Source organism: Lactococcus allomyrinae (assembly GCF_003627095.1).
GTDB classification, from domain to species: domain Bacteria; phylum Bacillota; class Bacilli; order Lactobacillales; family Streptococcaceae; genus Lactococcus; species Lactococcus allomyrinae.
Window position 1 is genome coordinate 1,680,002 of record NZ_CP032627.1, and the last position, 26,815, is coordinate 1,706,816.

Sequence of the window (26,815 nt, forward strand, 5' to 3'; positions counted from 1 at the left end):
TGTTTAAATTTAGAAAATAATTACTGACAAAATTTGGTCAGTAATTATTTTTTTCTGTCAGTAACTTTATTCTTTTTTGTAAATTTTTATCATATTGTCTAGTTAGCGGAAAGAGTAGAAGTAGACTTCCACAGATAATTCCTCCGCTACCGCTGATTAACAATACTTTTTCAACACCGATTCCTTCTGCCAGTGGTCCTGCAAATATTAAGCCTACTGGTCCCGCAAGGCTTGTCAGCGCATTTATCATCCCCATCACTCGTCCCAAATACTCTGCCTCAAAGCTTTGTTGTATCATTGCCATCTGTAGAGAACTAAAAAATGGAGTTGCAATCCCAGCAATAGCATTAAGGACTACAAAAATATAAAAACCTGTCCGATTAGCTGGTAAAAGTCCTCCAAGTCCTATCACTACTCCGATAAGTATTAGCGAGATAATCATTGGCAATATTCTGTTTTTGTTTTTTCCGAATATTCCTATGAACAAACCTCCTAGAAGCATGAAACTTGAATAAACTACTTCAATCACACCCGCATCTCCAATCGTTCCACCAAAATATTGGATTGTGATTAGAGGATACATACTCATTCCTGGCATAAAAAGCAGCATGAATAAAGCACCTATTAAGGCTATCCACCACATTCCACGATTTGAATGAAGCTGTGTAAATCCTTCTTTAGTATCTTTCCAAAGACTAACTTTCTCTCCTGTTGAAGAGACAGTAGGCAACTTCACTAATAGCAACAAACCTGCACCAATAACAAAACCAATGACATCAGTTAAGATTAACCATTGCATTGAAACAATAGAGTACAGAAATGCCCCTAGTGCTGGTGATACAATGAAAATGAGTGATTGCATCATGCCAAATTGACCATTCACACGAGTCAATTCATCTGTTGGAACCATTGTCGGCATCACCGATTGCACAGTTGGCATCTGAAAAGTCTGTGCTAATGCCCGCATAGTAATCACAATGAAAACGAGAACAATAGGAAATTCTCCACGGATTAGCGCTACTGCAGAAAGTATAATAGCAAGAAAAGCAACAACAGCATCTGAACTAATCAGCACTGTTTTTTTACTCCATTTATCAATTAATGGTCCAACAAAAGGACTGAAGATAACCATTGGTACCATGCCAGCAATTGTCGCAAAACTCAAAATCGAAGCTGATCCTGTTCGCTCTGCAAGATACCAAATAATTGCATACTGCACAACCATTGATGTGATGCCAGAGAGCAATTGACCCGATAGGAATAAATAAAAGTTCCGTCGCCAATGCGGTGGAGCTTGAGTGTTTATCATAACGTTTATAAATCTCCTGTAAAATTTATCAGAAGAATTTCCTTTCTTTGATTCAGCTTTTATTATATATTCTCAATATGGGATAGAGATTACTTTCCTAATAAATCTAACGTTTTTCATAATTATAATAACTGATATCGTTTTCATTATATCAAATTTGCTGACAGACTCAAAATTCGCGCTGGCATTGTTTTGAGAATAGAAAAAGTTACTGACAGGATTTTGTCAGTAACTTTTGATTTTAACGAATTTCAACATTTAGTTTTTCAACTAAATTTTTAGTAATTTTATTGACTGCTGCCGCAATTTCTTCATCCGTCATGCTACTATCAGCTGGTTGAAAAATCAAGCTATACGCCATCGATTTCTTGCCTAGTGGTAATTTTTCACCTTGATAGATGTCAAATAACTCAGCACCCATAAGCGTTTTAACACGGCTGTCAGTAATGACAGAAATGATGTCAGCATGAGTTTTCTCTACGTCAATCAACAGCGCAATATCGCGTTTGACAGCCTGTACTTTTGGAATATCAGCAAAGATTGTTTGCGCTGGTAACTCTTCAAGCATAACTTGCAAGTCAAGACCAGCGACATAAGTTTCAGCAATATCATACTTTTTAGCAATTGCTGGATGAATTTCACCAACAAAGCCAATCACACGTTCACCAATTTTGACAAGAGCAGTACGTCCTGGATGCATTGCGGAATTTTCAGAAAATGGGACAAAAGATACATTTTGATAACTTTCAAGCACATTTTCAACAATGCCTTTGACATAGTAAAAGTCTACAGGAACAGGAACTTGAGCATAAGTTTTATCTACTACATTTCCAGAAATGGCGAATGCCAAATTAGGTACTTCAGTTGGACGACCATCCTCAGCTGTACTTGGCAAGAAAATATTTCCAATCTCGTAAATGGCGACATCTGCATTTTTACGATTTTGATTGTAGTTAATGATGTCAAGCAAACCGGGAATCATGTTGACACGGAGCGTCATACGGTCTTCAGTCATTGGCATCATTAGATTTGTTGTATCAATTTCGCCCACAAATTCTGTGGCTTTTTCAGGAGTTACAAGTGAATATCCAATCACTTCGTCAAGCCCTGCCGCTTCAACAATCGTGCGAACCTTGCGACGGAATTTTTGCATGGCGGTCAGCTCACCTGCATTTTGCGATACTGGCAAAGTGCTTGGTAACTTATCATAGCCGTAAATCCGCGCCACTTCTTCGACCAAATCGGCTTCAATACTGATGTCCCAGCGTCGTGATGGAATTTCGCAAGTGAAAGTTTCGCCAGCAATTTCTACAGAAAAACCAAGTTGAACGAAGATTTTTTTGACTTCATCAAGTGATAATGCTGTTCCAAGTGCAGCATTGACACGACTGAGCGTAATCGAAACTTTCGGAAGAGCAGGCTGATAGTCGTTACTTTCAACCACACCAGACGAGACCTGCCCTCCTGCCAACTCAACAATCAGACTAGCCGCAAAGTCAAGCGCAGTGCGCACCGTGCCTTCGTTAATGCCCTTTTCAAAACGAGAACTGGCCTCAGAACGAAGTGCAAATTTTTGTGAAGTTTTACGGATTGATGTACCGTCAAAAAGCGCGGCTTCAAGCGCAACCGTCGTCGTTTCGTCAGTAATTTCACTGTCAGCACCTCCCATAACGCCACCAAGTGCAACAGGAGCACCATTGCTCGTTATGACAATGTCGTCAGTAGCTAATTCACGCTCGATATGGTCAAGTGTCATGATTTTTTCGCCGTCAGCTGCCTGACGAACGAGGATTTCATTGCTACCAAACTTATCAAAATCAAAGCTGTGTAGCGGTTGTCCAAACAGCATGAGGACATAATTCGTCACATCAACCACGTTGTTAATCGGCTTCACACCTACATTCATCAGGCGATTTTGTAGCCATTGTGGACTTTTATCAATCTTGACATTTTCGATGACCCGAATCTTATAAGTTGGCACTTTATCGGTTTCGACAATGACCGCAACCTTGTCAGCGGTCAGTACTGACGGATTTTCTATCAGTTCACGTTTTTCGAGATTGACCGGTAAGCCGTAAATAGCACCCACTTCCCAAGCTGCACCGTGCATAGACAGCGCGTCTGCGCGGTTTGGCGTGATGGATAGCTCAATAATCTCATCGTCCATATCCAGATAAGGGAAAATGCTGTCGCCAACCTTGCTGTCCGCTGGCATTTCAAAAATCCCCTCTTCGTGTTTCATTGGGTTGATTTTTTCATCAATACCGATTTCGTCAAGCGCACAAAGCATTCCTTGGCTCTCGAAACCACGAATTTTGCCTTTTTTGATTTTGATATTATCAACAATCCGCGCACCAACCAAGGCTGTAATTGTCTTCATGCCCACGCGCACATTTGGCGCACCGCAGACGATTTGCAGCGGTTCGTCTTCACCAACGTTCACCTTCGTGATGTGCAGGTGCGTTTCAGGAATGTCCTCCGACGACAAAATTTCGCCGACCACGAGCTTTGACAAGCCCTCAGCGGGTGTTGTCACGCCCTCGACCTCAATGCCCGTCGTGGACATTTTTTGCTCTAGCTCTTTTGCTGTCGCCGTCAGGTCTGGCAGCAATTGTTTTAACCATTTGTATGATACTTGCATTTTATTTTTCCTCTATTTTTTCCGGCAAGTAATAAACCTTGCCATCTTCTAAAATTAATTCAACTGAATTACTTTCCAAAGCTATAAGTTTTTCGCTATCAAATTTCATGTATTTGATATTTTGTAAGCTTCGAATGGGAAAATTAATCTTCTCATCAATTTTTTTCTGTCCCCAACCACTTAACTTAGATTGGATAGATTTAATACCTGAATGATAAATGCTGTAGGCTTCTATCTGTTTTATGATATTTTGAGCTTTCTCAATATTTTTTTCATAAATACTAAAAGCCTGCTTTCTTGCATTTGAATTTTTTGAACTATACTGAAACTCTAGTTTTGCCAACTCTTCCAATAAATTAAGTGAGAATGTTTGAATTTGAGTCCAGAATTGAAAATCAGCAATATGTTCTTCTTTAATTTTCAAATCTTCTGAATTTAGAAATTCAACATTTTGATTCAAAAAGTCATTCGATTTTTGAAATTCTTTATTCACTTGAACCCGAAAATCTTCGATTGACTTGCGTTTTATATTCCGAGTATCTTTATCTAAAATATTTTCTGATGAGTACTTAGAAAGATTTTCAACTTCTTGAGAAATTGACTTCAAATTTCCTACAATATCATTTTTTTGAAGATTAACCAACGCGTCTAATTTTCCATTTATTGCTTTTAACTCTGTTTCAATCTCCGCCATGTAGTGTTGAGCTGTAACCATACTTGCAACTTCAAAAGCAGCAGTTGCAGGATTTATTCCTGATGCAAGTTCTGTAAGATTGATTTTTTCTAAATTAGCAAATCCTTTTATACTATTCCGTGTACCTTCTTTAACTAATAAACCCGTTGTTTGCCCTGAATTTTTAGTTAGAAGTTCTGTTCCTTTTGGAATTGTCACTCGATAAACATCTTTCAGTAATTTTTGATTCTGCTGAGCCATTACTTTAGAATGTTCGATAGCTTGGATATTTTTCCCAGTAGTAACAAGTAAATTATTAATTTTGCTTAAAATTAACGGATCTGTTATTTCAGTTTTCGAAATAGCTGGAACCGCAGAGAAATTATCTAGTTTTTCAAGCTGAAAAAATTGTTCTTCTAAATCCATCTTTCACTTCCCAAACTGCTCCAAAAACCTTAAATCCCCCTGATAAAATCCACGAATATCATTAATCCCGTACCTCAGCATGGCGATGCGTTCTTGCCCCAGTCCAAAAGCAAAGCCGCTGTATAGGTTAGCATCAAGCCCCGACATTTCCAGCACATTTGGGTGAACCATACCAGCGCCAAGAATTTCAATCCAGCCGGTGTGTTTGCAGACGTTGCAGCCTTTTCCGCCGCACTTGAAGCAAGAAATATCGACCTCAACCGATGGCTCAGTGAATGGGAAATAACTCGGCCGCCAGCGAAGTTCGCGGTCTTGACCAAACATTTTTTTCATCACGAGATCAAGCGTGCCTTTGAGGTCAGCCATAGTGATGTTTTTATCCACGACAAGCCCCTCAATTTGATGAAATTGGTGGCTGTGCGTCGCATCATCGGTGTCGCGGCGGTAAACACGCCCAGGCGCAATCATGCGCAATCCGCCCTTGCTGAAGTCGTGCGCATCCATTGTCCTTGCCTGCATCGGCGAGGTGTGTGTGCGCAATAACGTTTCGCTCGTGATGTAAAAAGTATCCTGCATATCGCGTGCAGGGTGGTCTTTGGGCAAATTCATGCGCTCGAAATTATAGTGGTCCGTTTCAACTTCGTAGCCGTCCACGATTTCGTAGCCCATGCCGAGGAAAATTTCTTCGATTTCCTCTTGTGTCTGCGTGAGAATGTGGCGCGTGCCTCTTCTTTGCTTACATCCCGGTAAAGTCACATCAAGCGTTTCAGCTCCCAATGCTGCATTCATCGCAACTTGCTCAATTTCAGCTTTCTTCGCTTCAAACTTTGTACCAAATTCATCACGAAAAGCGTTAGCCAAGCTACCTATCACAGGGCGCTCGTCATTCGTCAAATCCTTCATCCCTTTGAGAATTTCAGTCAATTCACCTTTTTTACCCAGCATAACCGTCCGCAGATTGACCAGTGTTTTTTCATCAGTTACTGACAGAAGTTCTGTCAGCGTGCGTGCGCGCAGTTCCTCAATTTTTTCTTTTAAATCCATGTTTAACATACAAAATATAGCTACTACTTCTCTGCAAATAACCATCAAGTTATTGAGAAGAGCAGGTCAGTTTTGTTATCCTTTCTATTAATAAATAAAAAAATACCACGATTTCATTCTCCAAAGGAGCGAAAACCGCGGTACCATCCTATTTTATCACTTAATTAGCTTATTTAATTTGTCCGTTTAGCAAGCAAAGGTTCAAGACTATCTCTCACTTAAAAACGAAACTTTACGCAAGGTGAACTTCAGCTGCCGTTTTGTACTATGGCTCTCAGTCGGTGACCATAATTCCCTCAAACTCTACCTACAACTTACTCTTCTTACGTGATTATTTTTATTTTATCACTTTACACCAATTTGTCAAATCTTTTTAAGAATTTAACGCAATTTTCATGATTATTAAAAGCTGTCAGTACTGACAGCCTTATTTTTCAATGTTTAGATGACTTAAACACCCCATACAGACTCTAAAACGTTAGTTTGTTCACGTCCTGGTCCAACAGAAAATGTCGAAATGCGCACGCCAACCAACTCTCCGACACGGCGCACATAGTTGCGAGCTGCTTCTGGAAGTTCCTCGAGTGTTCTTACAGAGGTGATGTCCTCAGACCAGCCTGGCAATTCTTCATAAATCGGTTTGCAATCTGCGAGTTCTTTGAGTGAAGCTGGATAATGCGTGATGCGTTCGCCATTGCTTCGTTCGTAAGCGACACAGATTTTCACTGTATCAAGTCCTGACAAGACATCAATAGAATTCAAACTGAGGTTGGTCAGTCCCGACACACGCTTGGCATGGCGCATAACCACTGAGTCAAACCAGCCTACACGTCGAGGACGACCAGTTGTCGTGCCATATTCGTGACCGACTTCACGAATTTGATGACCGACTTCGTCAAAAAGTTCAGTAGGAAACGGACCATCGCCAACACGTGAAGTATAGGCTTTGCAGACACCGACGACTTTGGAAATCTTGCTTGGACCAACACCTGAGCCAATCGTGACACCGCCTGCAACAGGATTTGATGAGGTTACAAATGGATAAGTGCCTTGGTCAATATCAAGCATGACACCTTGCGCGCCTTCAAAAAGCACACGTTTGCCTGCATCTAAAGCATCATTCAAGATCACTGATGTATCGGTCACATATTTTTTGAGTTGTTGACCATATTCGTAGTATTCTTCAAAGATGTCATCAAATTCAAGTGCTTCCGAGTCATACATTTTAATAAATTCGCGATTTTTGGCTTCAAGATTGATGCGTAAGCGTTCTTCAAAAATTTCCTTATCAAGCAAGTCCGCAATCCGAATCCCGACACGCGCTGCTTTGTCCATGTAAGCTGGGCCAATTCCTTTGATGGTTGTACCGATTTTTTTATCGCCTTTGGCTTCTTCTTGAAGAAAATCAAGTTTTTTGTGATAAGGCAAAATCACGTGCGCCCGATCTGAAATTCGCAAACTATCAGCTGAAACACCATTTTCAGCGAGATAAGCAATCTCTTCAACGAGCGATTTTGGATTGACAACAACACCGTTACCAATCACCGAGATTTTTTCTGGGAAAAAGATTCCTGACGGAATCAGATGTAGTTTGAACTTCTTACCGTCGATAACAATAGTATGACCTGCATTGTCTCCTCCTTGATATCGAGCGATGACTTCGGCATTTGAACTCAAAAAATCGGTAATTTTACCTTTTCCCTCGTCTCCCCATTGCGTTCCGACAACTACTACTGATGGCATTTTTTAATGTCCTTTTCATTAAAATTTGCACGCTCCACCGCCTTTGCGTCGCAATTTTGCCTCGCGAGGTAGATATGGCTGGCATTTTCATAAGATGTGAGCCCGACTGCTTTAAAGTCATGAAAAATAGGAAAATGTGGTTGCCTTTTGCTCTTGCCGCTTTAGCTATCCATTGGCTGTAAGGCGCTAAATGGCAATCAAACGGACAGCGTAGTGGCAAAGCCACGGAGGTCTGTGCATAGCACAGGTTCCATTTTATCATTTTTCACTGACTTCAAGAAGGGCGGACTCAATTCTGCTGTGAAAGCTCCTGTCGCACTTACTTTTATTTTATCAAACTTTGATGCTGATTTTAGCAAAAAGTGAAAAGAAAATACGTAATTCTGGTTAAATGTTTGGAAATAGCTAATTTTTGTAACCTGCAAAATTCCAATTCACAATTTGACCTGATTTCTGATTATATTGAATATCAATTTCAACATTATTCTTGGAAGTAGCCGGCGTTCTCCAAACCGCATTAAGAACGTTTTGCCCTTCATCATCTACCGTGCTATAAATCTGAGTCGGTGCTGGAAGTGCAGCTGCTAAAGTTGAGTACAATGTTCCTCCTGTATACGTCATTTTCCCATCTGCTCCATCTTTTGTTTCGGTTGCACAGTGAATTGAATAAAAAAGATGATTTGTCCAACCTGGAATCTCTGAAAGATGATTTGCTGCAAACTCATATTTATCTCTGCTTGATGCAGTAGGAGAACCATATGGTCCATACGAGCTGCTGCTACTTTTTGAAAAAGCGTTGATTTCGGAATTGTTAGGATTTTTTAGAGCTCCAACAATTGCAATCACAAAAAAGACAAGTAAGGCAATCGAGAATAAAATAATATTTATCGTCCAAAATTTTGTCTTAAATTTATATACTTTCTCTTCTTGAGCTGTTTCGGAGGTTTTCTCATCAATTTTAATCTGCTTTATTTTATTCGCTTCTTCGAGCGCTGAATCAATATATTGAGTATGACAAAACGCACACTCAACACCATTTTCTATCTCAATGAACTCATTGCCACCACACTGCTCACAGATTTGTTTTTTCATTTCTTATCCCACAGATTGACTTGTTTCTCGTGTAAGACAAGTACCTGTACTTTCAATTTTATTTCATTATATTATTTTTAAAAATTGCTTGCAATATTTCTTATCGAAATTTTGCAATTTTCGAAGTTTAGATTCCGTACTTTTTGTTATAATTAATTCATGGACAAAATCATTAAATCAATCTCAAAAAATGGACATTTTCGCGCTTTTGTTTTGGATTCTACCGACACAGTGCGCGAGGCACAAGTGCGCCACAATACAATGCCTTCGTCAACTGTGGCGCTGGGACGAACGTTGATTGCGGCGCAAATCTTGGGCGCAAATGAAAAAGGCGATGCAAAAATCACGGTTAAGGTGCTGGGTGACGGCGCGATGGGCGCAATTATTGCTAATGCAGACAGCAAAGGGCAGGTCAAAGGCTACGTACAAAATAAAGATTTAGACTACAAAAAAATTTCCACAGGCGAAGTGCTGGTCGCACCTTTTGTCGGAAATGGATTTTTTGTCGTGATTAAGGACATGGGGTTGAAACAGCCTTACAGTGGGCAAGTTGACCTCATCACCGGCGAAATCGGTGAGGATTTGGCTTGGTATTTTCTATCTTCTGAACAAACACCATCTTCTGTCGGTTTGAATGTTTTGCTTGACGAAAATGCTGATACAGTCAGGATCGCTGGCGGTTTCATGTTGCAAGCATTGCCAGATGCAACGGACGAAGAAATCAGCGAAATGGAGCATAATATCAAAACAATGCCTTCTATTTCAAGCTTACTGACGGGCGATGAGCCACTGACAGCTATGTTGTCAGCGATTTATGGCAATATACCTTTTACCATTCTTGAAGAATCACCCCTCAAATTTGACTGCGACTGCAACAAAGAGCGCTTCCGTCAAGGCATCAAATCGATTGGGGCACAGGCCATTACCGAGATGATTGAAGAAGACCACGGCGCTGAGGTCGTCTGCCAATTTTGCGAGAGAAAGTATGAATTTGATGAAAATGAGTTGAACAACCTGATTTTAGGCAACTGACAAGCTACAACCTTACAAGGTCATTCTGTCCGAGAATTCTACTGCGCTTCGCTCCGCTGTCCATGCTCGCTACGGTGTTAAAGCACCTAGTCGCAATAGCAAGCGCTGAAGCACAAAGACCCGTCGGCAAGCTGTCAGCATACTGACCAAAAATGACCGTCAGCAAATTTTCAGTAAGAAGAGCAGACAGGAAATTTCAGTGATTAAAAGCTGAGTGAAATCACTACTCAAATGAAACGGACACCAACCAATGACTGTAAAACTTTTTATCGCAACCACACTTGACGGCTACATCGCAACGCTGGACGACAGCCTTCAGTGGCTATTCGATGTCGAGGGAGAGGGAGACAATGGCTACGGTGCTTTTTATGAAACGATTGACACCGTTGTGATGGGCAAGAAAACTTACGACTGGCTCCTGCGCGAACAGCCGAACGAATGGGCTTACACGGGCAAAACTTGCTACGTGATGACCCGTCAGCAACTTCCAAATACTGACAGCATCAAATTTACTGATGAAAAAATTCTGTCAGAACTGACAGAAAGTGCTGACAACATCTGGGTCATCGGCGGCGGCGAAATTATCAAACTTTTCCTCGAACATCATCTCATTGACGAGCTTCAAGTGACGATTGCGCCAGTCCTTTTGGGAGCTGGCATTCCCCTATTTCCCACAGGAAATTACGCAGAGCAACTTCAACTTGTCAGCAGTAAAACTTATGGACAATTCATTGAACTCCATTATTTAGTAAAAAATAATCACTGATAGCCTTCTGTCAGTGATTTTCAATCCTCAAAAGCTTGTGAAATACAATGAAAACGGTAGTCGAATGACGGAAATCAGAAGCTAAACAAAAAGATAAAATGAGACCTGCACAATGTGCAGAACCACATTTTTCTATTTTGTATCACTTCTTGGCGATTTCCGTCATATCCTGATATAATAGTCTCTATGGAAATGGACAAAATCTACAACGAGTCGTGGAAAATCCGCGACATCGAGATAAAAAATAAAATCGTACTTGCCCCAATGGCGGGAATTAATAACAAAGCTTTTCTCAAAACAGCGAAAGAATTTGGTGCAGGACTTGTCGTGACCGAGATGATTTCCGACAAGGGCATTGAGCACCGCAACAAAAAAACACTTGAAATGATGGACTTCGAGGGTGTGCCGCACCCCCTCTCCATGCAAATCTTTGGCGGCGAGATTGATACGCTCGTTGAAGCCGCAAAGTTCGTTGAAGCCAATACTGTCGCGGACATCATTGACATTAACATGGGCTGCCCCGTGCCGAAAGTTACAAAAAATGAAGCAGGCTCTAGGCTTCTACTCGACCCCGACAAAGTGTATGACGTTGTCAAAGCCGTCAGTTCCGCCATCTCAAAACCACTCACGGTCAAAATCCGTATCGGCTGGGACAATGACCACCTCTTTGCCGTGGAAAATGCCAAGGCGATTGAAGCAGGTGGCGCTGCCGCGGTAGCCATGCACGCGAGAACCAAAGCCCAAGCTTACACTGGCAACGCTCAAGAAAATTGGCACTGGCTCAAAAAATTAACTGAAAATGTTAATATCCCAGTCATCGGAAACGGCGATGTCCACTCGCCCGAAGATGCCAAGCGCATGATTGACGAAACAGGCGTAACCGCTGTAATGATGGGACGCGCTGCACTTGGAAATCCCTGGGTACTGCACCGCACCGAGCATTATCTTCGCACAGGAGAATTGCTCCCAGAGCCAAGCGTAGAAGAAAAAATAGAAATCGCCAAGCTCCATCTCGCCCGTCTCGTCGAACTAAAAGGCAACAATCTCGCCTCACGCGAATTTCGCCAACACGCCGCCTACTACCTCAAAGGGGCACCGCGTGCCGCCAAAGTAAAAGTCGCCGTCAATCAAGCCGAATCCCAAGAGGAGATTATTCAAATCCTTGACGCTTTCGTTAATCATGTAAAATAAAATAGAGATGAATCTGGAAATTTCCAGATTTTTTGTTTATAATAGAGCTAGAAATGTTTATACAATTCCAAAAAAAGAAAGGGTTTTCTCATGCGTACAACTAGAGCTACCGAAGAAATTGAAAAAGCCGTTATTCATTTGAAAAAAGCAAAGCGTGAAATTAGCAATTATACCTTTGATTACAATATGCAAAACTTAATTCAATTGGATAAGACGATTAAACAGCTAGAAGCGATTAAAACAGGGGTCAATGCTGATAGCTTCCAAGTTGAAGGAGTCAAATCTGTGGGACAACTCGAAGCCGATCGTCTTTCAAGATAAATATCATAATAAAAAATAGCTCCTATGAGCTATTTTTTATTAATCTTTTTCACCTCTTTAAATCTACTGCGTGGGTAGGTAAAATCTCCAATAACCTCATGTACATTGATAATTGAAGTAAAAGCATTAGGGTCAATAATAGATAAAATCTGTTTTACCTCTTGAATCTCACCTGGATTCAAAACAACATACAAAATCTCTTTTGAGTGTCCAGAGTAAGCTCCCTCACCATGAAGATAAGTCGCCCCACGACCCGTTTCTTCAATAATCTCCTTTGCCATCTCCCGATGTTTACTCGTTATAATCAACATTCCACGAACCGTATAACCACCACTTTGCACAACATTAAGCACTTGTGCAGCAACAAAACTCGCAATCAAAGTATACATCATATGATTCAGATTAATATAACTAAGTGACAAAAGCATAACGCAAGCATCAAAAGCAAAAAATGTTTTCCCGACTGCAACACCACGCTTAATCTGAAGCAACTTCGCCACAATATCAGCACCACCAGTCGTCCCGCCAAATCGGAAAACAAAACCGATTCCAATACCAGCAAATACACCCGCTAATAGCGCCGCAATCAGATTATCATGACCAACATTAACCGAAAAATCAACCCGTTGGAAAATCCACATCCAAATTGAAAGACTCAAAATTCCCCAAATCGTATAAATAAAAGTCCGACGACCCAAAAAGCGGTAACCAACAATCAAAAGCGGAATATTTAAAATCAATTGTGTATAAGAAGGATCAATATGAAACAAGGCATGTCCAATCAGCGAAAGACCAGCCACACCGCCCTCGGCAAGATGATTAGCCATATTGAACTCAACAAACCCAAAAGCATAAATTGCTGTTCCCAATGCAATTGCAACAATATGCAAGAAATGTACTCTTGCTAAATTTTTCATATAAATCCCCCAAAAATTTCACAAAATATCCCTGCCAAAAGGGCAAGGTCTTTATCACTATTGTACTTAAAATTTGGAATTTGGTCAAACTTTGAAATAGTCTATACTAATATTTTTTACCTTCCCATGAACCCCCTATTATTGACTCAATCATCACTCATCGAAGCCCATTAAAACAAAAAAACCGAAAGAAATTTTACTTGTTTCGGTTTTTTTATTTAACATGATATAGATTTCTTAATGACAAAATCAACATCCCTATCTATCACTTCTTTGACTTTTTAATTTCTTTAAATCTCCCCTGCTTAGGAGCAAAGTCTCCAATCACTTCATGCACATTAATAATTGAAGTAAAAGCATTAGGGTCAACAATAGATAATACCTCTTTTACTTCCTGAATCTCCCCTGGATTTAAGACAACATATAAGACCTCTTTTGAATTTCCTGAATACGCCCCTTCACCATGAAGATAAGTCGCACTACGCCCAATTTCCTCAATAATTGCCTTTGCCACCTCAGTATGTTTATTAGTGATAATCAACATTCCACGAACCGTGTATCCACCACTTTGAATAATATTAACCACTTGCATCGCGAGAAAACTCGCAATTAACGTATACATCATCTGTTGAAGATTGATATAACTCAACGAAAGAGCCAAAACAGCGGAATCAAACATAAAAAGAATTCTACCAACAGGAACACCTTTTTTAATCTGGAATAATTTCGCAATAATATCCGCCCCTCCAGTAGTTCCACCAAATCGAAAAACAATTCCAATCCCTGTACCTGCAAATATACCAGCCAATAACGCTGCAATCAAATTATCGTGGTCAATATTAATGGAAAAGTCTACTCGCTGAAAAATCCAAATCCAGATAGCTAAACTTAAAATTCCCCATATCGTGTAAATAAAAGTCCGACGTCCCAAAAATTGATAGCCCAAAATCAAAAGCGGGATATTCAAAATAAGCTGTGTATAAGATGGATCAATATGCAAAAGTGCATATCCAATCAAAGAAAGCCCTGCAATTCCCCCTTGTGCAAGATGATTAGCCATATTAAACGCTACAAATCCAAATGCGTAAATCCCTGTACCCAGAGTAATGGCAAGAAGATATAAAAAATGTACTCTTGCTAAATTCCTCATGTAATTCCTCCTTTAAGATATAACAGAGCCTATTATAAAAGATTTTCTTAAACTTTCACTTTAGCCTCTAATAAAATCAGGTATTTTTACCTTATTTCTTTATCTCACCATATTTTGAGATTAATTTTCATAAATCTTTTGATGACATTTTTTTATTAAAAAAGATATAAGAAGGGGAGAAAGCTCAGACTCGGACTTTCTCCCTTTCTTTATTTGTTTAGTTATTAATCACTGACTTCAGTAAAGTTTCCTAATACCCGAACATTTTCCGAGATTGAAACAAAAGCTTTTGGATCATACCTTCCAATGATAGATTTGAAATCTTGATACTCATACATTGTAATCACAGTTAATAATACTGTCCGTTTTTCATGAGTATATCCTCCCTCAGTATTATTCAAAATCGTCACACCATGATTGAAACGCTCAAATAGCTTATGCATGAGCAAATCAGGATTCTGTGTAACTATCATCACTTGCAATCGTTTTTGTCGTGTAAAAATCGCATCTTGGACACGTGAACTGACAAATATAGCAATGATAGAATAAAGCATATATTCCCAACCAAACAGGATCCCCGCCACAAAGACAACAATACCATTCACGATAAAAGACAAAGTTCCTACCGTACGCCCCGTTTTTTTCCGAACATAAAGACTAACGATATCCGTTCCTCCACTTGAAATACCAGCCTTCATCGCATTCCCTACTCCAAATCCCATGATAGCACCACCAAAAACAGCATTGATGACTGGGTCGTTTGTTAACGAGGTCACTGGTATAAAATGGATAAACACAGAGCTCATAAAAACTGTAATCAAAGTATAAACGGTAAATTGTTTACCGATTCCTCGCCATGCGAGCATAATTAACGGCACATTTACAAGAAAGAGCGTTACAGAAATAGGTAGAATATCATGTCCAACCAATCGAGTAACTAACTCAGATACAACCTGAGCCACCCCTGTGGCACCAGAAGCATAGACGTGTCCAGGCTGGTAGAAAAAGTTCAATGCGAAAGAAGAAAACACTCCATAAACTACTGCCGCAGAAAACTTATTGACTAATTTCTCCAGTCCAATTGACTTTAAGACTTTAATTATTGTTTGCAAGTTTAATACTCAATTCTTCCAGTTGTTTTTCTGCAACCACACTTGGTGCTTGCGTCATCGGGTCGGTTGCTTTGTTATTTTTAGGAAAGGCAATGACCTCACGAATATTGTCTTTACCAGCTAATAGCATGACAAAACGGTCAAGACCAAGCGCTAAACCACCATGTGGAGGGAAGCCATAGTCTAATGCTTCAAGTAAGAAACCAAACTGTTCATTTGCATCCGCTAAATTAAAACCAAGTGCTTTGAGCATTTCTTCTTGGAGCTCGCGCGTATTAATACGCAATGAGCCACCACCAAGCTCGTAGCCATTAAGTACGATGTCATAAGCATGAGCCCGTACTTTGCTTAGTTCTGAGACTTTGCTGTGACCATCAGCTGACAAAAATGCTTGTGTTTCTTTGGTTGGTAATGTAAATGGATGATGAGCAGACATATAGCGTTCTTCCTCTTCTGACCACTCAAACATCGGCCAATCAATAACCCACAGGAAGTTAAATTTTCGGAAATCTATCAAACCTTGTTGCTTTCCAACAGTAAGTCGAAGCGCTCCCAGTGCCGCATTTGCAACTTCAAGTGTATCAGCTACAAAGAGAACCAAGTCATTATTTTCAAGTTGAAGTTCTGTTTGAAATTCTGCTGTCTTATCGGCTAGAAATTTCGCAACAGAACCTGCTAATTCACCATTTTCAAACTTAACCCAAGCCAGACCTTTTGCACCATTTTGCTTTGCTTGCTCTGTAAGCTTATCAATCGCTTTACGCGAATATTTATCCGCCGCATTTTTTACAACAATCGCTTTGATCGCTTGTGCTTCAGTGAAAACTTTGAAATCTACAGTATGTGCAAGTTCAGTCAAGTCTTGAAGCAAAAGCTCAAAACGTGTATCTGGTTTATCTGAACCGTAGAAGTTCATGGCATCATCATATTTCATTCGTGGAAAAGGTAGTGTTACATCAATCTCTTTCACTTCTTTCATGACTTTGGCAATCAATCCTTCGGTGAGTTCTTGGATTTCTTCCTCTGATAAAAATGATGTTTCTAAATCGACCTGAGTAAATTCCGGTTGACGATCGCCACGCAAGTCTTCATCGCGAAAACATTTGACAATTTGATAGTAGCGGTCAAGTCCAGCTGTCATAAGCAGTTGTTTCATGAGTTGTGGAGATTGTGGTAGCGCATAAAATTCTCCCTTATTCACACGACTTGGCACTAAATAGTCACGCGCCCCTTCTGGTGTAGATTTATTAAGAAAAGGTGTTTCAACATCAATAAATCCTTCGCCATCAAGGTAAGAGCGAATTGCTCGTGTTGTTCCATGGCGCATTGTGATATTTGCCAACATTTCTGGACGACGTAAATCAAGATAACGGTATTTCAAGCGTGTATCATCAAGAACTTCAACACCGTCTTTGATTTCAAAAGGTGTTGTTTTTGATGCTGAAAGAATTTCAATTGTTGTTGCTTCAATCTCAATTCCTCCCGTTTTAATTTTCTCGTTTTTACTAGCACGTTCAACGACTTTACCTGTAACCTCAAGAACAAATTCATTTCGTACTCTGTCTGCAGCTTGTGCAACTTCAGGATATGCTGTTTCTGGATTAATTACAATTTGGACGATTCCTTCGCGGTCACGTAAATCAATGAAAATCAGACCTCCAAGATTACGACGTTTTGCTACCCAACCTTTAACGGTAACTTCTTGATTCAAATATTTTTCTGTGATATTCCCTGCGTAATTCGTACGTTTCATATAAGATGTGAATTTCCCTATCTAACCCGAAAAAATAGCAACACTTTATTCTCATCAGGTTCTAGGAAAATCCTGCTTCCTTCTTTCTAGTATTTTGAAAATTTATCAAAGCAAGTGCGTGCTAATATCCCCACCTCTTAGGTAGGCGATAAAACAGCACTAAGCTTCGAATTTCGTCTTGACTTCATTTTTTACTTTTTTAGTTCTCTATATCTGCATAGATTTCTTCAAATACTGGTGCAAATGATTCATAAATTTCTTTGAGCGTTGTTGATACTTCTTTGCGGGTCTGATTATGTTTAATTTTAACATTACCTGTACGAACCTCGTCTTCTCCGACAGTAATAATGAGCTCTGCTCCTAGCTTTTCTGCTGTTTTAAATTGAGCGCCAAGTTTCCTGTTTGAAAAATCACGTTCTACTTTGAAAGCTTGTTCTCGTAGCGATTCAGTCAGCTTAGTGGCTTCAAAATTTGCTTTGTCCCCCATCACTGCAATGAAAACATCAAGATTTTCTTCGGGTATAAATTCAATTTCTTGTTTTTCAGCAACTAAAAGTAACCGCTCAATCCCTAGACCAAACCCAAAGGCTGGTGTAGCTGGTCCATCAAAATATTCGACTAATCCATCGTAACGACCTCCGCCACAAACGGTCAAATCTTTGCCTTCAAAGTTAACAATAAACTCGAAAATTGTATCGTTATAATAATCAAGACCACGAACCATATTAGAGTCAATAGTATAATTGATATTTAAAGTTTCAAGGAGGCGCTTGACTTCTTCAAAATAATTCTTTGATGTTTCGTTGAGATAGTCCAAAATTGATGGCGCTTCTTTCACAATATCAATATCTTCTGGCTCTTTGCTATCCAACACACGAAGGGGATTTTCTTGGAGTCTACGACGACTATCTTCTGAAAGTTGTGCTTCAAAGGGCGTCAGATAGTCAATCAGAGCTTTCCGATATGCTTTTCTACTTTCCATGTCTCCGAGCGAATTGAGCGATAGGGTAATGCCTGTAAGACCTAATTGACGGAAAAAACTATCTGCCATAGCAATGATTTCAACATCAATAGCTGGATTTTTAACTCCTAAACATTCCACACCAAATTGATGAAATTGTCGCAAACGTCCTGATTGCGGACGTTCATATCGAAACATTGGTTCTTCATACCAAATTTTGACAGGCTTGATGATTTCAGGAGCATAGAGCTTATTCTCAATGTATGCACGAACTGCTCCAGCAGTTCCTTCTGGTCTGAGCGCGATATGGCGGTCTCCCTTATCATAAAAGTCATACATCTCTTTTGTAACAATATCGCTGGTTTCACCTGTGGCACGACTGAAAAGTTCGTAACTTTCAAACATTGGCGTGCGGATTTCTCTGAAATTATAGTCATTAAATACAGCACGAGCGATTTCCTCAATATATTGCCATTTGGCAGACTCAGCTGGAAGAATATCCGCTGTTCCTTTGGGTTTTTGAAGTTTCATTTTTTTCCTTTCAAGATGATGAAAAATTATTTTTTGTTAGGATATCCTAGACTAACTTTGAAATCAGAGTTATGATGAGGTCCCCCACCTCCTTCGCACGTTATACATTCGCTCTAAAACGACTGCTTACAAAGAACCAAAGGCAGTATATCTGCGGTCCCTCTACCAACTCTACCAGATAGAATTGAAGGTGAATTAGTATAAAAAATGCAATATTTATTAGTTCGTCTAGGGAAAGATTGACATTATTCGAATCGGACTGTTATAAGAACAATTTTGTAGATTGTAATCGCTTTTTTCAAAAATAAAGCACCCTAAAGCTCACTTGCTCTAGGGTGCTGAATTTGCACGGTACCACCTAAAATTCGCTCACGAATGAGCCTCAGATTGATTATAACGTTATCATCGAAATCATGTCACGAATAAGAGTTGCCTCTTTCAAATCTTGTGAGCTTTCACCAGATACTCACTCTCTATCTATCATTTATTGTAACGCAAAAAGTCGCTCAAATCAAGCAACTTTAGTAAGTTTTATAAATTAATCTGCATTTTTGAAAACTGACATATTTTTTGCAAAATAATCATATCCTGAGTAAATGGTGAAAACAAGACAAACATAGAGTAAAATTGTTCCAATATAAACTGGATCACCTATCAAAAGAAAAATGATTGAGAGCATTTGTGTAAAGGTTTTGATTTTTCCTGGCATAGCCGCAGCAAGTACCGTTCCCCCTTGCTCAACAAGAAGAAGGCGAAGTCCTGTAACAGCAAGTTCACGACAGACAATGATTGCGACAAGCCATGCTGGTGCAAGATTTAGAGCAATAAGCATGACAAAAGCTGTCATTGTCAGCATTTTATCAGCAAGTGGGTCAGCAAATTTACCAAAATTGGAAACGACATGCCACTTGCGAGCCAGATATCCGTCAAGCCAATCTGTGAAAGAAGCCACAGCAAAAATTACTGCTGCTACAATCCATGCAACATTCGTTGAACCAATAGTCGCACCTTTGGGCAGGTAGAGTACAATGAGAAAAATTGGAATCATAAAAATTCGCAATATGGTAAGTTGATTAGGTAGTTTTTGTTTCATAAATCTCCTTAAAACATTGATTCAAAATTTAGTTAATTATAAATCTACGCAAGATAAAAGTGTACTTTGCAGTAACTAAAGATAAAGTTTTGTGGTTTAAAATGCTGTCTTTTATATCCATGTACTGACAGAATTTCTGTCAGTACATGTAACATTACTGACCAGTTGCATTTGTTGTCGTTGTACTTTTGCGATCGATTTGTAATGTGATTGTTGCTGGACCAGTCGTAGAAAGTAGTGACAAATCTAACTTTTGACCATTGATTGTGATGGTCAATCCATTTACTGTTCCAACTGAAATCACTGAACTCGTCACTCCTGTTGTCAGCACTGACGAGATTGTTTTCATTGTACTTGAGAGAGTTTTTCCTGCTGCTGTCAGGTCAGAATTACTCATTCCAACCCATATATTACTGCCATCAGCAACGGAAAACTCCACTTTCACTGGGTCTTCGATATTGGAAATATTTGCTGTAATCGCTGAGCCAGAACCTGTTACCGCTATCTTTGTATCAGGAACTCTTATGTTTGGCACTGAGCTTTCAGATGTTTTGCTCGTACTTGCTACTGTAGATTTTTGGACTGATTCACTCTTTGATGTTGAATAATCATTAGTAATTAGAGTTGGCGTTTCTGGATGATTCATGATCACTGCGACAACCACAGCAACTAAAATTAGCACAGCTGCTGAGGATAAGGAGATAATAGGAACATAATGCTGCCACGTCTTCGGTCCATCTTCTTCAGGATCGACCCTATCGCTTGGCTTCACAAAATGATAGGTTTCCTGAATATCTTCTTTATCCTCAACTGTGATCCCTTTTCCTTCATCGTAAGCTTGGATAATTCGATCTGCATTTAAGCCAAGCCTTTCAGCGTATTGTTTGAGATAGGCTTTGATGTAAAATTCGCCGGGCAAAGCCTTATAGTCGTCTGTTTCTAATGCGACGATATATAATTTTTGTACTTGAGTTAATTGTTCTGCTTCGGAAAGACCAAGTCCTAGCGCTGTTCGCTTTTCTTTTAGGACTTGTCCAATAGTTTTGATTGCCACCATGTCCCCCTTCGTTGTTGTACTACACATGGATTTTTTATTATAACTGTTCTTGGTTTTTATGAGATTTTGGGAATCTCGACATAGATATTGCGCTGACAGGGGTCTGTCAGTGACTTTTTAAAATATGGCGCAGCATCCGACCACCTCCTTCGCTCTCATGCAAAGTGGTTATTATTTAAAGGCAAAACACTGCTTCTCAAAAACTTGATTTATACTTCTTTTTGAGAAGTTTATTCATCAATTTTGCAATGATGAATGCTGTCAGTACTGACAGAAATACATTTTTACTTGGTAAGTGCTGACAGGTTTGTCAGTCTTTAGAAAATCACAAAAAGTTCTGATTTTTCTTTTTTCATTTTGGTAAAATAGTGAATTCTACCAGTTTCATTTCATTAATAAATTTTTCTGCGTACTTTTCAATAACATCAAGTGTTATCTTTTCTAGGATTTCAGGAAGATCAAAAAAGTTCAAATCATCATAAATCTCGGATGCAAATTGATTAGCGATATATTCCAAAGAGTTCAAAGAACTAAAATAATCACCAAGCATTTCACGTTTTAGCAAATCGAGATGCTCTACACTAAAATCTTTATCTATTTTATAACTTTTTAGCGCTTCTTGCAAAGCCTGACTTAATTTTTCTGGATTTTCTGTATCAGCCGTCAAAATTGAGAAATGAAATTGCTTCTCTAAATCAAAGCTGAAACCAAATGAATCATCGATTAACCCTACATTATAGAGCTTTTCATAACGTTCACTTGTCCGTCCAAAAAGTAAATCAAGGAAAATCTGATTGGACAATTTATAAATTAATAATTCCTTTGAAGACTTAGGAATCTCGTCTTCTCCTCGAAGTCCCAATGCAAATTTAGGCATCGCCACTTCTAGCTCAAGTTGGTCGAAAGAGCGAGGGTTTTCTGCTTGAAATGGTTGCCGTTTGATTTCTTCGATTTTCACAAATGTTTTGTTTTCTTGATTATTTTTCACAAAGTCAGCCATCTTATCAATATCAAATGGGCCTGTCAAAAACAAATTCATATTTGATGGATGATAAAAAGTTTCATAATTTTGATATAAATCTTCTGATGTTATGGCATTAATTGTTGCGGGCGTACCCGCAATATCTGCTGCAAGTGGTGATTCTGGATACATTTTAGCAAGCAATCCTGCAAAAAGTCTAAAATCAGAATCATCCTGATACATTTGGATTTCCTGCTGGATAATTCCTTGTTCTTTGTGAACATTTTCTTCTGTGAAATATGGTTTTTGCACAAAGTCTAATAAAAGCTGTGTGCATTCGTAACTATTTTCTCTGGTAGAAAAAAGATACGAAGTCCTAGAAAAGCTAGTAAATGCATTAGTTTGAGCTCCCAATGCACCAAACTTATACATGACATCTCCATCTTCTTTTTCAAAAAGTTTGTGTTCCAAAAAATGAGCAATTCCCTCTGGAAAAGTTTGAAATTCAGTCGCCCCTCTAGGAATAAAAGTCGTATCAAGTGAACCAAAATTGGTTGTAAACAAGCCATAAGTCCTGTTATAATCAGCTTTAGGAAGATAATATACCGTCAAACCATTTGACAAGACATCACTAAATAAAGTTTCACCCGTTTTTTCATAAAATTTAGTTTCCAAGTGCTTCCCCTTCCATGAAATACTCCGCTTGCAGCGTCAAATGGCTGGCGACACGCCGAACATCATCTTTTGACACTTCTGTCAGTGATGACAAAAAGCTGTCAGTAGACAAAAAACGTTCTGGAATCAAAGCTTTCACAAATTCCAATTCAATATTGTTAGAAGGTGAATCCTTGCTTACAAAATAAGTATTACGGAGCATTGTTTTTGTTTGTTCCATCTCATGACTTGTAAAATTTCCCTTTTGTAATGCCAAAAGTTGGTCAAAGATAAGCTGTTTTGCTCGGTCAAAATTTGCCGCATCAATCCCAGCCGAAATCTTGAAAAAACCACTAAAAGAGTCAAAAGTTGAAGAAATGGAATAAGCTAAACTTGCCTTTTCACGCACATTAGCAAATAATTTTGAATGTGCAAAACCACCAAGCAGACCATTCATCACTTGTAAAGCCATATAATCCGCATCACCATAATGCACACCCAAATGATAGCCTAATTGTAAAAGAGATTGTGCAGTTTCTTTTTTTTCTGTCAGCACTGACACATTTTCTGTCAATACTTGTGAATAAAAAACATCACTGACAGTCGTTCTGTCAGTAAATTCAAAGTCTGAAAACAGCTCAACAACGCGTTTTTCATCTACATCACCCAGCACAAAAATATCCGTCGCATTATTTTTTAGCAATTTTTGATAATAATCAAAAACTGCTTCTGGCGTTTCTCTTTCAATCAGCTCAACCGTTCCAACACTTGGTAAAGCTTGCTCTTTGTCCTCAAAAAACAAATTTGCCAACTTACGACTCGCATAATACGCTCGGTCATCATTCATAGATTCTAAATAATGAATCAAGTTGGTTTGTTCTCGTTTGAAAATTGTTGGATTAAATGAATTTTCGACCACATCTGGCTCAAAAAAAGCTGTCTTTAAAAACGAAATTGCTTCTCCCAGTGTATCAAAATTCACAAATTTAGGATTCACAAAATTCATGTTAATCGAAAGGATATGCTGATTTCCTTTTTTTGATACACCTGTAGTAAAAGTTGCACCAAACAACGAAGAAAGCTTACGACTAAAATCTCCTCCCGTTGTATATACTGCGTTCGTTGTTTCCAACATATTGGAAATAATCACACGTTTTCCCAAATTTTTTTCTGATATTTTTTCTCGGAAGCGGACCATTACCCGTACTGTTTTAAACTTTGTTTCATTTATCACATGGAGCCTTACTCCATCTGCTATTTTATATTCCGCCAATTCACTATCACTTTCATTTATAGCTCATCCGTTGAAAAAACCAACAACGGATTGCCGTTATTCCACAACTTCATGATGCAAAACAATGCCATGATACGGTGGTGCGCCGTTTCATTCATTACACTTACTACGTCCTTTTTCTCTAGTCAAAAAGCGCACTAAACTAGCCACTTTCGTCTTAGTATTTCAGTACCTTAGAGCGAATGGATAACGTAGCGAAGCGGAGCCGTCAGGTTGTACCAGAGCTTCTGGTGTTGCAAACTCAATTATACCAAAATCTCGGACAATTTTGTGATAGATTTCCAATAAAAATACCTTATTCTGAGCTAAAAAAGTATTTTATCAAAGCAAGCGCATACTATCTCCACTCTGCTACGCTGTCCATCCTCGCTACAGCGCTAAAGCGCCTAGTCGGAGTGGCGTCCGGCTGCCCATAGGGTGTTAGTGTTTTGCGACTCGACTTGTGGCTTTAGCCACTTAGCGAGAGTGGACAGTGAAGCGAAGCGGAAATAGCACTTAGGTTTCTGGGACAGGGTGGCCTCATATCAAAGGTGTTAAGCAGACTGTTGCAGCTTTGAGTCGGTTAGTTATTACCCCTAGAGGTTCTACCCTAAATTCAGTAGTGAGTTAAAACTCCTGCTGAATAAGTCTTGACTTCATTCTGCCAACAACTTTCCACAAAATAAAAGCAAAAATTATGTTAAAATAAGGCTATGCAAAAATATACACTATTTGAAGAATATATCACTCTAGGAAAAGTCTTAAAAGAACTCGGACTAATTGCAACAGGTGGACAAGCTAAACTTTTTCTAGCTGAACACGAAGGACAAATTTTTTACAATGGCGAAGCCGAAAACCGCCGTGGAAAAAAATTACGTGACGGTGATACCCTAGAATTTCCTAACTTCAATCTTTCTGTTACATTTGAAAAAGCCACTGACGAAGCGATAAAAGAGCATGAAGCTGACAAGATAGAGGAAGCGCGTGTTAAAGCCTTAGTCAAAAAACTCAATACTGAAAATAAAAGCCAAAAACCAAAGAAAAAACAAGCACCACGTTTCCCAGGAAGAAAATAATACTGACAAAGTTCTGTCAGTAGTCAAAAATCCTGTCAGCATACTGACAGACTTAAATCTATGAAACTTACCAATATTCAACTCAAAAATTTCAGAAATTACGATGAGCTTCAGCTTACTTTCCATCCTAATCTAAACATTTTCCTTGGTCAAAATGCTCAAGGAAAGACCAATATCCTTGAAGCTATCCACTTTCTCGCGCTTACACGTAGTCACAGAACGAGCCACGACAAAGAACTCATTCGTTGGAACAAAGATGAAATGAGAGTCACTGGTTTAGTTGAAAAATCACATACTAAAGTCCCCTTGAAGTTCAACTTACCACAAAAGGGCGGATTGCAAAAGTCAACCATCTCAAAGAAAATCGAATTGCCGACTATATCGGTCAACTCAACCTCATTATGTTTGCTCCCGAAAACCTTGAGCTCATCAAAGGAGCACCAAGTATTCGTCGCAGATTTATGGATATTGAACTCGGGCAAATACGTCCCATTTATCTTTATGACAGTATGCGCTACAATCGTGCTTTAAAAGAGCGAAATGCGTATCTAAAATTTGACAAAGCCAAGATTGACAAGAATTTTCTTGCCGTTCTCGATGAACAATTGCTTGAGCATGGTAACAAAATCATGAGTGAGCGTCAACAGTTTATCCAGAAACTCGAAAATCATGCAAAAAAAATTCACAAGCAACTCACTCACAATCTTGAAGAATTAAAAATATCTTACGTTCAAAATGTCAAAGAAAACTTCGCATCAGAACTTCTCGCTCGTCAAGACCATGACATTTTCCGCCACCAGACAAGCATCGGTCCTCACCGCGATGACCTCCAATTCTTTATCAATGAGATTAATGTCGCTGATTTTGGCAGTCAGGGTCAACAACGAACAGTTGCCCTTTCGATTAAGCTCGCTGAGATTGATTTAATTTTTGAAGAAACTGGCGAATATCCAATTTTGCTCCTAGACGATGTCATGAGTGAGCTGGATAATCACCGTCAGCTTGACCTCATTGCGACGGCACTCAATAAAACCCAAACCTTTATCACCACAACAACACTTGATCACCTCAAAAATTTACCCGATGGCCTAAGTATCTTTAACGTTGAAAAAGGTGAAATCAAAAAAGCAGATTAATCTGCTTTTTTAAATGCTTCTTTCGCCGCAAAAATAGCATTAAGCACTCTAGGAAATCCGACATAAGGTGCACAGTGAATAAAAGTTTCCACGATTTCCTCTTGTGTCAGTCCAACATTTAGAGAAGCTTGAATATGCACACGCAACTGATTTTCACAACCACCTTGTGTCAAAAGGCTCGTAATCGTAATCATTTCACGCTGTTTGAAATCCAAGCACTTTCTATCATAAATCGTCCCAAATGCAAATTCCAACATCATATCATTCAAGTCTGGCGCAATATTTTTAAGTGCTTCAAACACATCCTCCGCAGCTGCTCCATCAATCTTCGCAAGATTTTTCAAGCCAATTTCCTTTTTGTTCATCATTATTTCCTCCAATCTATGATAAAATCATTATAAACTATCAAGTATACTTGAGGGCAAGCTAAAAATGACAACTACTTATAAAATTTCTGAAATTTCAGCGCTGACAGGTCTATCTATATCAACATTACGTTATTATGAGGATCTTGAACTTCTCAAACCTCAAAGAAATACCAACAATTATCGAGTCTTCACAGATGATGACCTCCGTTGGATTGAATTTATCAGTCGCGCCAAGGCAACAGGAATGACACTTACCAAAATCGTCGAATACTCAAAACTTCGCGAGCAAGGCGAACATACCATTATTCAGCGCATTTCTCTCCTCATTGAGCAAGAAAGGATACTTCTTACTCAAAAAGAAGAAATTGAAAATCATATTAAGTTCCTACAAAACAAAAAACATCATTATTATGACTTATTAGAAAAACGAAACTCGGAAAATTAATTCCGAGTTTTTATGTATTAATTATCTCACAACATCACGACACAAAATAAGTATCATCACACCTAGAACAAAATTCCAGTAATAAAACCT

Annotated in this window: 22 protein-coding genes and 1 pseudogene; 7 read left to right on the forward strand and 16 right to left on the reverse strand. The window is 39.1% G+C overall.

The annotated features are described in order from the left end of the window. Positions 1-37: 37 nt before the first annotated feature. From D7I46_RS07745 to D7I46_RS07770, 6 genes are all read right to left on the reverse strand, one after another. Positions 38-1,306 carry an MFS transporter gene (locus D7I46_RS07745; protein ID WP_205570835.1) on the reverse strand — a complete coding sequence of 423 codons (1,269 nt, stop codon included), beginning with the start codon at positions 1,304-1,306 and terminating at the stop codon, positions 38-40. Positions 1,307-1,550: 244 nt separating this feature from the next. Next, positions 1,551-3,950: a phenylalanine--tRNA ligase subunit beta gene (gene pheT / locus D7I46_RS07750; RefSeq protein ID WP_120772372.1), complete on the reverse strand. Its 2,400-nt coding sequence runs from the start codon at positions 3,948-3,950 to the stop codon at positions 1,551-1,553. A gap of 1 nt (position 3,951) precedes the next feature. Further along, the gene (locus D7I46_RS07755; protein ID WP_120772373.1) at positions 3,952-5,049 is read right to left on the reverse strand and encodes a hypothetical protein; all 1,098 of its coding nucleotides are present in this window, start codon (positions 5,047-5,049) and stop codon (positions 3,952-3,954) included. Between the two features lie 3 nt (positions 5,050-5,052). Next, a complete protein-coding gene (pheS, locus tag D7I46_RS07760; protein WP_120772374.1) occupies positions 5,053-6,093 on the reverse strand; it encodes a phenylalanine--tRNA ligase subunit alpha in 1,041 nt (346 codons plus the stop codon). Positions 6,094-6,543: 450 nt separating this feature from the next. Further along, positions 6,544-7,836: an adenylosuccinate synthase gene (locus D7I46_RS07765; RefSeq protein ID WP_120772375.1), complete on the reverse strand. Its 1,293-nt coding sequence runs from the start codon at positions 7,834-7,836 to the stop codon at positions 6,544-6,546. A 405-nt stretch (positions 7,837-8,241) separates the two neighbouring features. Further along, positions 8,242-8,928 carry a hypothetical protein gene (locus D7I46_RS07770; protein WP_120772376.1) on the reverse strand — a complete coding sequence of 229 codons (687 nt, stop codon included), beginning with the start codon at positions 8,926-8,928 and terminating at the stop codon, positions 8,242-8,244. A 159-nt stretch (positions 8,929-9,087) separates the two neighbouring features. On the opposite strand from D7I46_RS07770, the gene hslO reads away from it, so the two are divergent. The 4 genes from hslO (at position 9,088) to D7I46_RS07790 (ending at position 12,238) form a co-directional block, all read left to right on the forward strand. Then, positions 9,088-9,960, forward strand: coding sequence for an Hsp33 family molecular chaperone HslO (gene hslO, locus D7I46_RS07775; RefSeq protein WP_120772377.1), 873 nt, complete (start codon positions 9,088-9,090; stop codon positions 9,958-9,960). Between the two features lie 250 nt (positions 9,961-10,210). Next, a complete protein-coding gene (locus D7I46_RS07780; protein WP_120772378.1) occupies positions 10,211-10,726 on the forward strand; it encodes a dihydrofolate reductase family protein in 516 nt (171 codons plus the stop codon). 186 nt (positions 10,727-10,912) lie between these two features. Further along, positions 10,913-11,917 (forward strand): tRNA dihydrouridine synthase DusB, encoded by a 1,005-nt coding sequence (gene dusB / locus D7I46_RS07785; protein WP_120773324.1) that lies wholly within the window; start codon positions 10,913-10,915, stop codon positions 11,915-11,917. Positions 11,918-12,007: 90 nt separating this feature from the next. Then, a complete protein-coding gene (locus D7I46_RS07790) occupies positions 12,008-12,238 on the forward strand; it encodes a hypothetical protein (RefSeq protein WP_120772379.1) in 231 nt (76 codons plus the stop codon). Positions 12,239-12,267: 29 nt separating this feature from the next. Here D7I46_RS07790 and D7I46_RS07795 read toward each other — a convergent pair whose 3' ends face one another. The 9 genes from D7I46_RS07795 to yfmF all read right to left on the reverse strand — a co-directional run bounded on the left by D7I46_RS07795 (position 12,268) and on the right by yfmF (position 23,700). Next, positions 12,268-13,155, reverse strand: coding sequence for a YitT family protein (locus D7I46_RS07795; RefSeq protein WP_120772380.1), 888 nt, complete (start codon positions 13,153-13,155; stop codon positions 12,268-12,270). Between the two features lie 265 nt (positions 13,156-13,420). Then, positions 13,421-14,305 carry a YitT family protein gene (locus tag D7I46_RS07800; RefSeq protein WP_120772381.1) on the reverse strand — a complete coding sequence of 295 codons (885 nt, stop codon included), beginning with the start codon at positions 14,303-14,305 and terminating at the stop codon, positions 13,421-13,423. Between the two features lie 224 nt (positions 14,306-14,529). Then, positions 14,530-15,417, reverse strand: a complete 888-nt coding sequence (locus D7I46_RS07805) for a YitT family protein (protein ID WP_162930859.1) — start codon at positions 15,415-15,417, stop codon at positions 14,530-14,532. After that, positions 15,401-17,170 carry an aspartate--tRNA ligase gene (gene aspS / locus D7I46_RS07810; RefSeq protein WP_120772382.1) on the reverse strand — a complete coding sequence of 590 codons (1,770 nt, stop codon included), beginning with the start codon at positions 17,168-17,170 and terminating at the stop codon, positions 15,401-15,403. Before aspS ends, D7I46_RS07805 begins: the two co-directional genes overlap by 17 nt. Positions 17,171-17,369: 199 nt before the next feature. After that, entirely contained in the window at positions 17,370-18,662 is a 1,293-nt protein-coding gene (hisS, locus tag D7I46_RS07815; RefSeq protein ID WP_120772383.1) for a histidine--tRNA ligase, read from the reverse strand. A 538-nt stretch (positions 18,663-19,200) separates the two neighbouring features. After that, positions 19,201-19,755 (reverse strand): CDP-diacylglycerol--glycerol-3-phosphate 3-phosphatidyltransferase, encoded by a 555-nt coding sequence (gene pgsA / locus D7I46_RS07820; protein WP_120772384.1) that lies wholly within the window; start codon positions 19,753-19,755, stop codon positions 19,201-19,203. Positions 19,756-19,909: 154 nt separating this feature from the next. Beyond that, positions 19,910-20,812, reverse strand: a complete 903-nt coding sequence (locus tag D7I46_RS07825) for a helix-turn-helix domain-containing protein (protein WP_120772385.1) — start codon at positions 20,810-20,812, stop codon at positions 19,910-19,912. A gap of 352 nt (positions 20,813-21,164) precedes the next feature. Then, entirely contained in the window at positions 21,165-22,448 is a 1,284-nt protein-coding gene (yfmH, locus tag D7I46_RS07830; RefSeq protein WP_162930860.1) for an EF-P 5-aminopentanol modification-associated protein YfmH, read from the reverse strand. Further along, on the reverse strand, positions 22,438-23,700 hold the full coding sequence (gene yfmF / locus D7I46_RS07835) for an EF-P 5-aminopentanol modification-associated protein YfmF (RefSeq protein ID WP_240424379.1): 1,263 nt from the start codon (positions 23,698-23,700) through the stop codon (positions 22,438-22,440). Before yfmF ends, yfmH begins: the two co-directional genes overlap by 11 nt. Before the next feature lie 713 nt (positions 23,701-24,413). Here yfmF and yaaA point away from each other — a divergent pair. Continuing rightward, a complete protein-coding gene (gene yaaA / locus D7I46_RS07840) occupies positions 24,414-24,776 on the forward strand; it encodes a S4 domain-containing protein YaaA (protein ID WP_120772386.1) in 363 nt (120 codons plus the stop codon). A 60-nt stretch (positions 24,777-24,836) separates the two neighbouring features. Beyond that, positions 24,837-25,912, forward strand: a pseudogene (recF, locus tag D7I46_RS07845) (DNA replication/repair protein RecF). On the opposite strand, the gene D7I46_RS07850 reads toward recF, so the two are convergent. After that, complete coding sequence (locus D7I46_RS07850; protein ID WP_120773328.1) at positions 25,909-26,277, reverse strand: carboxymuconolactone decarboxylase family protein; 369 nt, start codon at positions 26,275-26,277, stop codon at positions 25,909-25,911. The pseudogene recF and the gene D7I46_RS07850 sit on opposite strands and share 4 nt — an antisense overlap. Positions 26,278-26,344: 67 nt before the next feature. On the opposite strand from D7I46_RS07850, the gene D7I46_RS07855 reads away from it, so the two are divergent. Continuing rightward, on the forward strand, positions 26,345-26,725 hold the full coding sequence (locus tag D7I46_RS07855) for a MerR family transcriptional regulator (protein ID WP_120772387.1): 381 nt from the start codon (positions 26,345-26,347) through the stop codon (positions 26,723-26,725). Positions 26,726-26,815: the final 90 nt, after the last annotated feature.

Bases quoted from the DNA above. Each gene is read 5' to 3' on its own strand.
- pgsA (WP_120772384.1), bottom strand. From the start codon at position 19,755: ATGAAACAAAAACTACCTAATCAACTTACCATATTGCGAATTTTTATG.
- aspS (WP_120772382.1), bottom strand. From the start codon at position 17,170: ATGAAACGTACGAATTACGCAGGGAATATCACAGAAAAATATTTGAAT.
- hisS (WP_120772383.1), bottom strand. From the start codon at position 18,662: ATGAAACTTCAAAAACCCAAAGGAACAGCGGATATTCTTCCAGCTGAG.
- D7I46_RS07800 (WP_120772381.1), bottom strand. From the start codon at position 14,305: ATGAGGAATTTAGCAAGAGTACATTTTTTATATCTTCTTGCCATTACT.
- D7I46_RS07755 (WP_120772373.1), bottom strand. From the start codon at position 5,049: ATGGATTTAGAAGAACAATTTTTTCAGCTTGAAAAACTAGATAATTTC.
- dusB (WP_120773324.1), top strand. From the start codon at position 10,913: ATGGAAATGGACAAAATCTACAACGAGTCGTGGAAAATCCGCGACATC.
- D7I46_RS07770 (WP_120772376.1), bottom strand. From the start codon at position 8,928: ATGAAAAAACAAATCTGTGAGCAGTGTGGTGGCAATGAGTTCATTGAG.
- D7I46_RS07850 (WP_120773328.1), bottom strand. From the start codon at position 26,277: ATGAACAAAAAGGAAATTGGCTTGAAAAATCTTGCGAAGATTGATGGA.
- D7I46_RS07855 (WP_120772387.1), top strand. From the start codon at position 26,345: ATGACAACTACTTATAAAATTTCTGAAATTTCAGCGCTGACAGGTCTA.
- D7I46_RS07780 (WP_120772378.1), top strand. From the start codon at position 10,211: ATGACTGTAAAACTTTTTATCGCAACCACACTTGACGGCTACATCGCA.
- pheT (WP_120772372.1), bottom strand. From the start codon at position 3,950: ATGCAAGTATCATACAAATGGTTAAAACAATTGCTGCCAGACCTGACG.
- D7I46_RS07795 (WP_120772380.1), bottom strand. From the start codon at position 13,155: ATGAAAAATTTAGCAAGAGTACATTTCTTGCATATTGTTGCAATTGCA.
- D7I46_RS07790 (WP_120772379.1), top strand. From the start codon at position 12,008: ATGCGTACAACTAGAGCTACCGAAGAAATTGAAAAAGCCGTTATTCAT.
- yaaA (WP_120772386.1), top strand. From the start codon at position 24,414: ATGCAAAAATATACACTATTTGAAGAATATATCACTCTAGGAAAAGTC.
- pheS (WP_120772374.1), bottom strand. From the start codon at position 6,093: ATGGATTTAAAAGAAAAAATTGAGGAACTGCGCGCACGCACGCTGACA.
- D7I46_RS07825 (WP_120772385.1), bottom strand. From the start codon at position 20,812: ATGGTGGCAATCAAAACTATTGGACAAGTCCTAAAAGAAAAGCGAACA.
- hslO (WP_120772377.1), top strand. From the start codon at position 9,088: ATGGACAAAATCATTAAATCAATCTCAAAAAATGGACATTTTCGCGCT.
- D7I46_RS07765 (WP_120772375.1), bottom strand. From the start codon at position 7,836: ATGCCATCAGTAGTAGTTGTCGGAACGCAATGGGGAGACGAGGGAAAA.